Here is a 13,690-nt window from a genome sequence, read left to right on the forward strand (position 1 = left end):
CATTAAATACTAATTATTATGAAAGCTAAATTGTTGCAAAGCACGGTTTTGTGGACTTTCCTTTCAGTAGCGACCTTGTTGGTTGGATGTAGTGACGATGAGGATTATAGAGATGTAGACGGACAATCTCCAACTCTTGAATTAACATCTGATCATATCCGTACATTGACAGGCTATGAATTCAAAATTGCAGGTAAAATTGTGGATAAAGATGGTATTCGTTCTATTAATCTACAATGTGCAGAGCTTTACTTGGACAAGACAATTGAATTGTTAACTCTTTATTCAGAATCATTGTATGAGTATAATCTGAATTATGGTTTCACTATTCCTGAAAAAACAAAAGGTGACAGTTTTACTATAAAGGTAACAGTTACAGATTTAGGTGGGCGTACAGCAACAAGCGATGTCCTGATTACGATGGATGGTGATTATACAGAACCAGTCTTGACTCCGTCTATTGGTCTTTTAAGTGATAATATTAATATAGTGTTGTCTGAAGGCACTTCTAAAACATTCCGGTTCACTGCACAAGATAATAAGGAATTGGATTATCTGGAATTGGCTGTTCCTGATTTGGAAATCTTGGAACGTCTGGATATTGAAGAAGGAGAGAAAAAAGGAACATTGAATACTACTGTTGTATTTCCTTCTGATAAGACTGGGACCTATACGTTGGTTATACGCGCTGTTGATACTTTTGGCAATGTTGCGGAAAAGAACTATTCAGTACTCGTTTCCAGAGTGAAAGATTATGAGAATATGTATCTGGTTGATTTTGAAGGAACAGACAGCAAATTGCTAACAGGTAATGACGTATGGGGAGTTCCAATGCCTATAGAACGAGTAACGAATTTCACCTATAAGGCTCGTTGTTATTCACCTGCTCCAAATACCCCGATCCGTTTCATTACAAGCAAATATAGTTTTAGCATCTGTTTTGGTGATGACAAAAATAATCCGGGAAAACTAACTGGCATTTCTGAAGATGTACAGCCGATTATTCTACCTGAAAAGAGCTATTATGAAATAAACTTTAATACAGAAGAAGGAACCTATACAGTAGAAGCTTATTCTCCGGGAACACCAATTATTGACGGACTTAAAATGGGATTCGTTGGCGGATGGTTTGATGGTGCCAAAGGCTGGGACGGACCTAAGAATGTCTATGAATTGACTCAAGATCCGGATAATCCGCATTGTCTCACAGCAGAATTGACTTGGAGTAAACAAGATTCTTTTGACGTGACAATCACTCCTTATGATGCAAATGGTGCTTGGTTGGAACCCGGTTGGCGTTTTGACGGTAAAAACGAATCATTTGCTACTAATACTAATGATTCATCTAAAAAGGTACCCGCAGGTAAATACACCTTTATATTTGATACACATCTTGTTCAGTCTAAATTACTGAAGAAATAATTAAAATAATACCATAAAAACATGAAACGATATCTATTTTTATTATTATCGTTCTTTGCGCTGAACCTTTATGCTCAGCAGGGAAATCTGACTGGTACTGCTATTGCAGCTAGTGATAAAGAACCAATGATTGGTTTGACCGTTCTGGTGAAGGGTACTACAAATGGTACTGTCACAGATTTGGATGGAAACTACACATTGACTAATGTTCCTAAAGATGCGACTATTGTATTTTCCATGATTGGATATAAGACACAAGAAGTCAAAGTCAATGGAAAGAATGTCATTAATGTAGTCATGGAAGATGATACACAAGCTTTGGATGAAGTAGTTGTTATCGGTTATGGTGCAGTGAAGAAGAATGACTTGACAAGCTCTATATCTGCTATCAAAGGAGATGAACTGAAAAAACTGACTGGCGGCAATGCCATGAATGCTTTGCAGGGAAAGATTAATGGTGTGCAGATTACCGGTGGCGGCGGTCCGGGTACTTCGCCTCGTGTTATTATTCGGGGGGTATCTACTGTCAATGGTTCTGACCCGTTGTATGTTGTTGATGGAATGCCGGTGGGAACCAATATCAATTTTCTTGACCAGAACGATATTGAATCCATGCAAGTGCTGAAAGATGCTTCTGCAGCAGCTATTTATGGTACACGTGGTTCTAACGGCGTTGTTCTTATTACTACTAAGAAAGGTAAAAAGGGAGCTACCCAATTCGGTTTCTCAGCTTCTGCCGGTTTTCAGACGTTGAAGAAACCGGAGATGGCAAAAGCTTCCGAATATGAATATGTATTCAAAGCGCGTTATATTAATGATAATGCAGAGCCACGTTATAACAGCAAGGAGAATATAACAGATGCGGAAGGTACTGACTGGTGGGATGAAAGCATGAAAAAGACAGCACTGATTCATAACTATAATTTTAATTTCTCCGGAGGTACGGATAAGTTGCTTTACTCTGCTAATATTGGTTATTTCGGACAAGACTCACAATACACTGTAGGTAACTGGCAAAAGCTGACAGCTCGTTTCAGTATGGAATATACTTTTAATAGTATAGTAAAAGCAGGTATTGACTTTACCCCGAAATATGAAAATTGGACAGATACTCCCAATTTATTGGGTAATATAATGGCTATGGACCCCACAACTCCGATCATGCGTCCTCAAAGTGAATGGACGACAAATAAATACGACAACTATGCCCGTTCCAGCAACAACTTGGTGTGGAATCCGGTTGCACAATTAGCTCGTATGGATAAACATAGTGATGAATATGGTTTATTAGCCAATCCGTATGTAAATATTGAACCGATTAAAGGTTTGGTTATTCGTTCACAGTTTGGTGTCAATGCCCGTTTCCGTATTTCAGATGAGTTTACTCCTTCTTTCAATATCGATACATTAGAGAAATCCGATTACAGCAAAGCATATCGTAAAACCGATAATTGGGTGGACTGGAACTGGACAAATACAATAAACTGGATTAAGAGTTTTAATCATAAACACAATTTGAATGTGATGGCTGGTTATACGATGGAACGTTTCCAGGAATATTGGTTGGAAGGGTCAAAAGAACGTACTCCTACCAATGAAGAGAACCTGCACTATGTTTCAGCCGGTACGCAGAATCCGCAGACGGCAGGCGTGAATGCCTATTCTTCATTGATCTCTTATCTGGGACGTGTGATGTATAATTACAACGACCGTTACTATTTGACTGCTTCTATCCGTGTAGATGGTTCTTCTAAATTCATGAAAGATAATCAATACGCTACTTTTCCGGCAGTATCTGCGGCATGGCGTATTTCAGAGGAGCCATTCATGAAAAAACAGCATATCTTTGATAACTTGAAGATTCATGCAGGATGGGGACGTGTGGGTAATCAGAATATTGACAATTCGGCTTATCAGTCTACTATTGGATCTGCCGATTATGTATTTGGTGGCAATCGTGAGATTGGTACAGCGGTAGGTTCAATTGGTAACTCATTGATTCGATGGGAAACTGTAGAAGATTATAATATCGGTATTGATATGGCATTTTTGAAAAACCGTTTGTCGGTGACTGCAGAATGGTTCCGTAAAGAATCCCATGATATGCTGCTGAAAAAAGATAATATGCTGATTTTAGGGTTCCCGATGTGGAATGGACAGATGTGGGAGAATGTAGGTAAAATGAGAGCTACGGGTTGGGAACTTTCTATTAACTGGGAAGATCGTAAAGGTGATTTTGATTATGGAATTGGCTTGAACCTGTCATCAGTTAAAAATAAAGCTATCAAACTGTTGGGGTCTACTCCGATTAATGCCGGAAATTTTAATGGAGATTACATCATACGCAATGAGGAAGGTGGTGAGATCAGCCGTTTCTATGGATATGTGGCTGATGGTATTTTCCAGAATCAGACCGAAGTAAATGCACATACCGATGAATATGGAACAGTCATTCAACCCAATGCTCAACCGGGAGATATTCGTTTCAAGGATTTAAACCATGATGGTAAGCTGGATGATAATGATAAGACTTTCATTGGAAATGCATTTCCTGATCTTATGGTTGGTATTAATGCCCGTTTAGCATGGAAGAATATTGACTTTGCAGCCAATTTCTATGGCACGATAGGAAATGATGTCTACAACACGACTAAGGGGCGCTATTCGGGTGTGTCTGGTGAGAATGTATATGCCGGAACCTACAATGCTTCTTGGCACGGTGAGGGAACAAGTTATGATTTACCCCGCCTGTCGTACAATGATGCTAATCAGAACTGGACACGTGTTTCTTCTTTCTATGTGGAAGATGGTTCTTATTTACGTTGCAAGCAGTTGCAGATAGGATATACATTGCCAAAGAAATGGACGAAGAAAATTTCATTGCGCCTGTCTTTCTCGGCACAGAATCCGTTCACTATTACCGGATATTCAGGAATGGACCCTGAAGCAGCTGCCTTAGGTACTGAAGGAAAAGTAACAGAATCGGGTATTGATTGGGCAGGATATCCTAACCCGCGTACATACCTTTTTGGAATCAATATGAATTTCTAATGCTATTAACAGAAATAAGAATATGAAAAAATATATTTTAGGCTTGACTATAGCCGCTTCTACATTGTCATTAGCCGGTTGTTCGGATTTTCTGGATACGCCAGTACTCGGTCAGCAGGACTTGAGTGAATATTTTGTGAATGAAGATCAGTGCAAGCAGCAGATTACAGGATGTTATCAATCTATATTCTGGGATGACTGGTGGCAGATACAGAAATTTTATTTGTGCGGTGATATGTGTACGGATGATATGTGGATCGGTAATACTGGTGAAGATCAGGGAGCTTATGAAGATCTGGCATTTTTTACAGGCGATGCATATGGTGGAGGAGAATGTTGTCAGAATTTCTGGCAGTATCGCTACAAGGGTATATTGCGGTGTAACATTGCAATTGAGAGAATACCAGATGTAGAGTTTGAGGACGAATCGTTGAGAGACCGTTATGTGGCTGAAGCTAAATTCTTACGTGCTTATCAATATTTTGATCTGGTGAGATACTTTGGTGGTGTACCGTTGGTCCTGGGGATGAAGATGCCTTCAGAGGTAGAAGGGATTCAGCGTGCTTCCACTGCAGAGGTGTACACACAGATTGAGAATGACCTGAAAGATGCTGCTAATGTATTACCTGTTAAAGGTGAATATTCCAGTGCCGACTTAGGGCGTGCCACTAAAGGGGCAGCACAAGGGCTATTGGCAAAGGCTTATCTTTATCAAGAAAAATATGAAGAAGCGGAGGATATGCTGGAACAAGTGATGGGGTTGAATGGGCATGCGTCACAAGGGTATGATTTGTTGGATGATTTTGGAGATGTGTGGAGTATTTCCCATAATAATAGTGTTGAATCACTGTTTGAAGTACAGACCAACAATGATATAGCCTATAGTTTAGGACTTAGAATGCCTGTTGTATGTGGTTCCCGTGATGACGGCGGTTGGGCATGGGGCTTGCCGACGAGTAATTTGGAGACGGCTTTCAAAACAGCGGGAGATGAGATACGTTTGAAATGGACTATTATTAAAGACAAGGCAACTAGTGTGCCGGGTGATAGCCATTGGTCTTCTACCGTACCTTATTCAGTTTCTACCGATTCACATAAGTCAGGTCGTGTGACTCGTAAAGTATACATTCCTTATGACCAACGTCCTGAACCATACGATGCTTCTCATAATCCCTTGAACTATCGTATTCTACGTTATGCGGATGTATTGTTGATGTATGCCGAAGTTGAAAATGTGTTGAAAGATGACGGACAAGCTCGCTGGGCTTTAAATAAAGTCAGAGAACGTGTAGATTTAGATCCGGTAGAATCCAGTGGCACTGAACTTCGCGATGCGATACGTCAGGAACGTCGTCTTGAACTGGCATTGGAAAACCAACGTCTGTTTGATATCCGTCGCTGGAAAAATGATAGTGGAAAGTCTGTTATGAGTGATATTATGGGACCAAACGGTTCATTTGTGATATACAATACAAAAGAATCTACCGATACGTATGAGCTTGGAAATCAGAAGGAAAGTAGCTCTAAGGGACGTGATTTCAAAGAAGAGCGTGACTTGGTATACCCGATTCCGACCACAGAGATTAGTCAGAGTAATGGTAGTATAGTACAGAATCCCGGATATAATTAATTAAATGATTATGAAACACAGAAATTTATTTATAGGACTTTCATGCATGGCGGCAGGGCTTTGCGCATGTAATGATGAATATACATTCGTGCCGGAATATGAAGTTAAACTACCGACCGATACCACTATCAATGTTACGATTGATGCCTCGACTGTATATCAGACTATCGATGGCTTTGCATCTTCCGATGCATGGGATATGGAATATGTAGGCAAATACTGGAGTACTTCCAATAAAGAAGCCATTGCAAAATTGTTATTTTCCCGCGAAGTTGATGAAAAAGGGAACTCGCAGGGCATCGGTTTATCGATGTGGCGGTTCAATCTGGGAGGAGGTTCGGAAGAACAAGGAGATGCGAGTGGCATTGTTTCAGATAAGAAGGAACGGCGCGTTGACTGTTTTTTGACAAGTGCAAATGGAAGTTATGATTGGTCCAAATCTGCGGGTCGGAGATATTTTATGGAAAAGGCTAAAGAGTATGGCTGTGAGTCATTCGTACTATTCAGTAATACACCTCCTGTATACTATACTTATAACGGACAAGCACGTTCGGATAAAGGGGCATCCAGTAATTTGAAGACAGAACATTATGGTGACTTTGCTGATTTCCTGGCTACTTGTGCCAAGCATTTTGTTGATGAAGGCTATAATATTAGTTATATTAGTCCGGTTAACGAACCGCAGTACAACTGGAATGGTAATGAACAAGAAGGTTCGGCCTGGCAGAATACAGAAGTGGCAACGTTAGCAAAAGCATTGGATGCGAGTTTGACAGCCAAAGGGCTTTCCAATACCCAGATGTTATTGGCTGAAGCAGGAAAGTGGGACTATCTATATGGAAACGGTGATGCGGGAAGTGCCCGTGGCAATGTAATAGAGGCTTTTTTCAATCCCAATAATACAAGTACTTATATTGGTAATCTTACGCATTTGCCTAAATTGATTTGCGGGCATAGCTATTATCTGGATACGAACTGGAGCAATATGTACTCTGTCCGTTCTTCAGTTAAGTCCAAAGCAAACCAATATGGTTTGAAGGTATACCAGACGGAGTGGAGTATGTTGAGTGAGAACTATGAAGATTATGCAAGCTATGGTGATGCTTCTTATATGGACTTGGCTTTGAGTATGGCAAAAGTGATTCATCAGGATTTGGCAACAGCTAATGTAAGTTCTTGGTCATACTGGACTACTTGTAGCCGTGAACGTTGGAGTCAGAAAAGCCGTTTTTATCTGATTCGTCTTTCTCCTGATAGCAATGATGGCGAAAGTTATGCGGATTTAGCTACTAATGGCACTTATAAAGCTAGTAAGAACCTTTGGGTACTGGGTAATTATAGTGCATTTGTACGTCCGGGTTATCAGCGTGTTGATTTGAAACTGGAGGAAGAGACAAAGGATTTCTTTGCTACTGCCTATATTTCACCGGAGAAAGATAAATTGGTAGTGGTGTACACTAACATGACTGATAAACGTGCGGAAATAAATAATACATTTGAAGGATTGGGCAAAGAAGTAGGTGAATTTGAACAGTATACTACTTCTGAAGCAAAGGATTTGAAACGTGAACCCAGCTATAATAAAGGTGTTGTTCCTGCTAAAGGTATATCCACTTTTATTTATACTCTTCAATAAAACAGTTTTCAACAGGTATTAGACTAGACAATGAAAGGTAAAAAGATTTTAGCCGCTTTAGGCTTCTTCTCAATAGCCGGTGTGGCAGGGGGATGTTCCCAACCTGCCCCCTATATACGTTATCAGATAGAAACAGACCAACCCTGTCAGACGATGGCATACTTCAGTGCTTCCGATGCCTGGAGTATGCAATTCATCGGGCTTTGGCCGCAGGAGAAACAAAACCAGGTGGCTGACTGGCTGTTCAGCACGGAGAATAACGCCAACGGACAGCCGAAAGGTATCGGCTTGTCACTTTGGCGTTTTAACGTTGGAGCAGGTAGTACGGAACAAGGAGAGAACAGTCAGATTGCTTCTCCCTGGATGCGTGCCGAGTGTTTCCTGAATCCCGACGGAACATACGACTGGAACAAGCAACAGGGCCAACGCAACTTTCTGAAACTGGCCAAAGAACGGGGAGTCAACAAATTTCTGGCTTTTCTGAATTCGCCTCCCGTATATTATACGCAGAACGGATTGGCTACAAACACCGGACGTGGAGGGACAGCGAACTTGAAACCGGATTGTTATGAAAAGTACGTTCGTTTTCTGGCAGATGTAGTACAAGGCGTAGAAGAACATGATGGCATCAAGTTCAACTATATCTGTCCTTTCAATGAACCGGATGGACACTGGAACTGGGTCGGTCCGAAGCAGGAAGGCTGTCCGGCAACAAACAGGGAAGTGGCCCGCACGGTTCGTCTGTTAAGCAAAGAGTTTGTAGACCGGGACATGGATACACAGATTTTGGTTAATGAGTCTTCCGATTATCGTTGTATGTTCCGTACCCACGAAACGGACTGGCAACGGGGGTATCAGATTCAGGCTTTCTTCTGTCCGGATAGTGTGGACACATATTTGGGAGATACTCCGAATGTTCCCCGTTTGATGCTCGGTCATAGCTATTGGACAACAACTCCGTTAAGCGAATTGCGTAATATTCGCTGTCAACTGCGGGACACATTAGATAAACATCAAGTTGGTTTCTGGCAGACGGAGACTTGCATCATGGGTAATGATGAAGAAATCGGTGGTGGAAATGGTTTCGATCATACGATGAAGACAGCGCTCTATGTGGCACGTATCATTCATCACGATATTGTGTATGCCAGAGCTGAAAGCTGGCAGTGGTGGCGTGCTATTGGCGGCGATTATAAAGATGGATTGATTCGCGAATATACTACGGACAATAATTTCTTAGATGGCAGAGTAGAAGACTCCAAACTGATGTGGGCTTTAGGTAATTATAGTCGTTTTATCCGTCCGGGAGCAGTCCGATTGTCCGTTTCGGCTTTCGATCAAACAGGCGCTTTGATTCCTGATGGCGACACCGATCAGCAAGGATTGATGTGTTCTGCTTATAAAAACGTGGACGGAACGTATGTGATGGTAGTGATTAACTATGCTAATGAAGAAAAAGAGTTTTCTATTGATAAAGAAAAAGTAGGGAATGCACAATGGCAGGTTTATCGTACTTCGGATAAAGAAGGGGAGAATTTGCTACCAGTAGAAAAAGTGAAAAGTGGAAAGACCATTCAGATTCCGGCACGTTCTATTATAACGCTTCAGAGTTACTAATAAAACAACTTTATTTTCTTTATTTTTTTGAGGAGAATAATACATCTATGTGCCCGTCTATTGCTGTAAAAGTAATAGGCGGGCATAGTGTATAAGAAGAGGTCTTTCATAGACAATAGAGGAATTTTTTGGTCTCTATATCCTTTCTTCGGGTTACAGGGGTTAAAGCTGAAAATGCCATATATCAGTTTAGTTAAAACCCTCATGCGGACTATTATTTTATGAAAAGACATATTATCTTTGCCTGCATATATGAATATGTCTGTACCATGGTGATGAAAAAGTTTACGTTCTTGTTGATTACATTGTTCAGTAGTACCCTGATTCTTTTAGCCGATAATCCCTACCGTTCGTATACTGTAGCAGACGGACTGTCCAACAGTACGGTAAAAGCTATCTATCAGGACGAGATGGGATATATATGGTTAGGGACAAAGGACGGGTTGAATCGTTTGGATGGTTATGAAATTAAAAATTTCTTTTATGAATCCGATGAGACCGTCAGACAATCCAATGATATTGTCAGTATCATAGGAGACAGGCAAGGCAGAATGTGGATTGGAACTTTTAATGGAATTACACTTTTCGATCCCTTTGAGGAGAAATATATAGATTTAGCCACTTTATATAAAGGTTGCGAATTGCCTCGTGGGGTGGTGGTTGGTCTGTCGATAGCATCAGACGGAGCAGTATGGGTGGTTACCAAAATGGGGGTATATATCCTTCGGAATGGAAAATGTACTTGTTTGGAAGCGTTAAGAGGACTTTATATAAACAGTATGGCACCCAGTGCAGATAATTCTCTTCTCTTGAATGTAGCAAACAAAGGTATCCTTAGACTGGATACACGAACTTCCCGTTTCTCGTATATTCTGAAAGGCCCGGATTATCCGGCATTTCTGAAAATCTTTCAGGACGAAAAAGAACGTACCTGGTTGGCCTCTTCTCTGGATAATTTACAACTTTATAATCCGGTTACCAGTACAGCAACAAAAATTGAAGTGAATTTCCCGGCTGATATGAGTGTATGGAAAGGACAGGTGCATGATATAAAGGTGTATAACGATTCTCTTTTACTATTAGCTACAGATAATGGGTTAGCTGTGATGAATGAACATACACATGTTATTAGCCGGACATTTGAAGAATGTATTCCTTCCGGACTGCTTGCTAACCGTCGTTTGATGAGTCTTTACAAAGACAAACAGGGATCGTTATGGTTGGGGACCTTCAATGAAGGTGCTCTGTTTTATAATGCCAGACAATATCTATTCCGTTATCATCCGCTGACTTTGAATATAAATCAGCCGATACGGGTGACCGGAAAACTAATAGAGGCGCAGGGGAAATTATGGATCGGACATAATAGAGGGATATGTACTTTAAACCTGGCTAACGGTAAAGTGGAGGAAGTCCGGTTACCAATAGGAAAAGTAGGAGCTAGTGAAGATGAAGTATACTATATGTTTCAGAATAATGAGAATGAGATACTTTTCTATGTACTCAATAAAGGAGTATACTCGCTGAATCTTCGAGATCTTTCTATTAGTAAGGAAATGATGGATATGTTCCCCCCGGATGCACAGATACGGGCTATGGCGAAAGATGTACAGGGAAATATCTGGATTGCAGAGGATGAACTGTCTTGCTACAATCCCAAGACAAAAAAACTTAGCCGTTCTTTTTCGACAAATCAAGATGGAAACACGCGTTTTATGCTGACACAGGACTTGTTAGCGTATGGCTCCAGTATGTTGGTAGGCGGGCGTACGAGTGGAGTGTGGAGTTTTCCTTATCATCCCAATAATGCAGCCCATTACTTTAAAGGCAACCAACTTGATTTTGATGAACTGAAAAATAAAAATGTGAGTCTGCTTTATTTGGATAGCCAGCACTACCTTTGGGTGGGAACATATAATATGGGTGTATATCGTTGCCATTTGGAGAGAGGAACTATCGACCATTTCGGCATAGAACAAGGGCTTATACACAATTCTGTCTGCGGTGTACTCGAAGATAAAGAAACCGGAGATTTTTGGATATCTACTGTGATCGGACTTTCCAAACTGTCAATGAAAGATTCCAGAATTGTCAATTATACCAAAGATACGGGGTTCCCTTTGAATGAGGTTTCCCGGAATACTCTGTTACAGGTAGAGGATGGGAGGATTTATGTAGGTGGCAACAATGGTATAGCAGAGTTTGCTCCCCGGGAAATTATCGCCGGTCAAGAGAGACTATTACCTGTAGTACATGTATCTTCCGTAAATAGCCTCGACTCCGACGAAGGAGCCGACCGGGTACAATACGATAATGCACGCAGTTTGGAACATGTGGAATTATCCTATAAGAATGCCGCCGTACTCATCAAGTATTCCCCTTTGGATTATATCTTTCCGAAAGGATATAAATATGCTTACCGGATGGAGGGACTTGACCAGAATTGGAATTATATTGAACGTAATGAAGTCATTTATTCGCATTTGCCAGCCGGGGAATATACCTTTTATATAAAAGCATGTAACAGCGATGGCATTTGGGGGGATGCGACAGGTATCGATGTCGTGGTTCATCCTCCTGTCTGGCTCACCGGATGGGCTAAAGTGATCTATGTGCTTCTGGCACTGATGCTGGTAGGAGGCGTGTTGTATTATTTCTACAAGCGGAAATCGGATAAATATCAGCGGAGGATAGAAGAAATAGAAAAAGAGAATATTGAACGTAATTATCGGATGAAGATAGAACTTTTCACCAACTTCTCACATGAATTACGTACTCCGCTGACTTTGATTACCGGCCCGGCGGAAGATATTTTGCAGGATGAGACGCTGCCTCATAAATTCCTTTTCCCGATGAAGCAGATTTATAAAAATTCGAATCGCCTGCTTTTGCTTGTCAACCAACTAATGGATTTCCGAAAGTTAGAGTATGGAGCTATGACATTAAAGTTGAGTCGTGTCAATATAGGGACTTTCCTTACCAGCCAGATTGATAGTTTCTCGGATTTATTACATAAGAAGGAGCTGACAATCGGATATGACAATGATTATTATGGGGATAATCTTTGGATGGATACAGACCTGATGGAAAAAGTTATTTTCAATCTGTTATCGAATGCTGTGAAACACTCTCCCAAAGGCACGCAGATAAAAGTTCGTTCGGTGGAGAAAGTTGGCAGTGTTGTGATTTCGGTGAAAGATTGTGGGGAAGGAATCTCGGAGGAGAATTTGTCGAAGATATTCGATCCGTTTTTCCAGGTAGAGCAAGGTAGCAAGTCAGATCTGTTTGGTAGTGGCATCGGGTTGAATATGGTGCAATATGTAGTGAGACTGCATAAAGGGAAAATATCAGTGGAAAGCACACCCGGACATGGAGCCGAGTTTTTGGTGGAATTGAACTTGGGAAAAGAGTGTTTTGCCGGGGCGAATGTAGAGTTTGTTGAAAATCGTGAAGATACCTATCTGGAAAAAGTAAGGAGGGAGTGTATTGCTCCTATCGAAGAAGAGAAACCGGCTTCAGTAGAAGATGACAACCGTTATCGTGTACTTGTTGTAGAAGATGATGACGATATGCGCCAGTATATTGTGTCTTTGCTATCCCAACAGTATATTGTGTACGAAGCTTCCAATGGAAAGGAAGGATTGAAAGAAGCGGTTGAACAGATTCCCGATTTGATAGTCAGTGACGTGATGATGCCGGTTATGGATGGGCTTGAGTTATGTAAGGCTATTAAAGAAGAGATGATTACGGCCCATATACCTGTTGTCTTGTTGACAGCAAAGGCCTTGAATGAGCATATTGAAGAGGGCTATAGTGTGATGGCAGATGATTATGTATTAAAGCCATTTGCTCCGAAAGTATTATTGGCAAAACTGGATAGTCTCATCAAAAATCGGAATCGTCTTCGCCGGATTTTCTGTGAAAAGCTGGATGCTATTGAAGTTCCCGTAGCTGAACTTAGTGCTCAGGATAGTTTCATGCAACAACTGATGGAGCTAATCCGTGAAAGAGTACATGATCCTAACTTGTCCGTTAACGATCTGCATGAAGAATTGGGCATGAGCCGTTCGCAGTTCTTCCGGAAAATAAAGGCTGTTTCCGATGTATCACCTAATAAACTTATTTTGAATGTCCGCATGAAGCTGGCTGCCGAGAATTTGGCCACAGGTAAATATACTGTTTCTGAAGTAGCTTATGATGTCGGATATTCTGACCCTTCTTATTTTAGTAAAGTTTTTAAATCTACGTATAACATCGCACCTGCCAATTACCTGAAGCAACGGATGTAAAATCGTGTTTCTCTGGTAAAAATGTCCCAGACGGAGTGTTCTGGG

The 13,690-nt window shown here is 41.0% G+C and carries 6 protein-coding genes; all 6 read left to right on the forward strand.

The window, feature by feature from the left end; translation table 11 throughout:
• The first annotated feature begins 18 nt into the window (after nt 1–18).
• The 6 genes from DWZ47_RS01570 (at nt 19) to DWZ47_RS01600 (ending at nt 13,645) form a co-directional block, all read left to right on the forward strand.
• Entirely contained in the window at nt 19–1,422 is a 1,404-nt protein-coding gene (locus DWZ47_RS01570) for a hypothetical protein (RefSeq protein ID WP_117512147.1), read from the forward strand.
• Nucleotides 1,423–1,443: 21 nt separating this feature from the next.
• Nucleotides 1,444–4,473, forward strand: coding sequence for a SusC/RagA family TonB-linked outer membrane protein (locus DWZ47_RS01575; RefSeq protein ID WP_117512148.1), 3,030 nt, complete (start codon nt 1,444–1,446; stop codon nt 4,471–4,473).
• Nucleotides 4,474–4,495: 22 nt separating this feature from the next.
• Nucleotides 4,496–6,103: a RagB/SusD family nutrient uptake outer membrane protein gene (locus tag DWZ47_RS01580; protein WP_117512149.1), complete on the forward strand. Its 1,608-nt coding sequence runs from the start codon at nt 4,496–4,498 to the stop codon at nt 6,101–6,103.
• A gap of 10 nt (nt 6,104–6,113) precedes the next feature.
• Nucleotides 6,114–7,739 (forward strand): glycoside hydrolase, encoded by a 1,626-nt coding sequence (locus tag DWZ47_RS01585; protein WP_117512236.1) that lies wholly within the window; start codon nt 6,114–6,116, stop codon nt 7,737–7,739.
• A 30-nt stretch (nt 7,740–7,769) separates the two neighbouring features.
• The gene (locus tag DWZ47_RS01590; protein WP_117512150.1) at nt 7,770–9,356 is read left to right on the forward strand and encodes a glycoside hydrolase family 30 protein; all 1,587 of its coding nucleotides are present in this window, start codon (nt 7,770–7,772) and stop codon (nt 9,354–9,356) included.
• Nucleotides 9,357–9,577: 221 nt separating this feature from the next.
• Nucleotides 9,578–13,645, forward strand: a complete 4,068-nt coding sequence (locus DWZ47_RS01600; protein ID WP_117512151.1) for a two-component regulator propeller domain-containing protein — start codon at nt 9,578–9,580, stop codon at nt 13,643–13,645.
• The last annotated feature ends 45 nt before the right edge of the window (nt 13,646–13,690 follow it).

The sequence above is a fragment of the Bacteroides sp. AF32-8BH genome (assembly GCF_003435205.1).
GTDB classification, from domain to species: Bacteria; Bacteroidota; Bacteroidia; order Bacteroidales; family Bacteroidaceae; genus Bacteroides; species Bacteroides ovatus.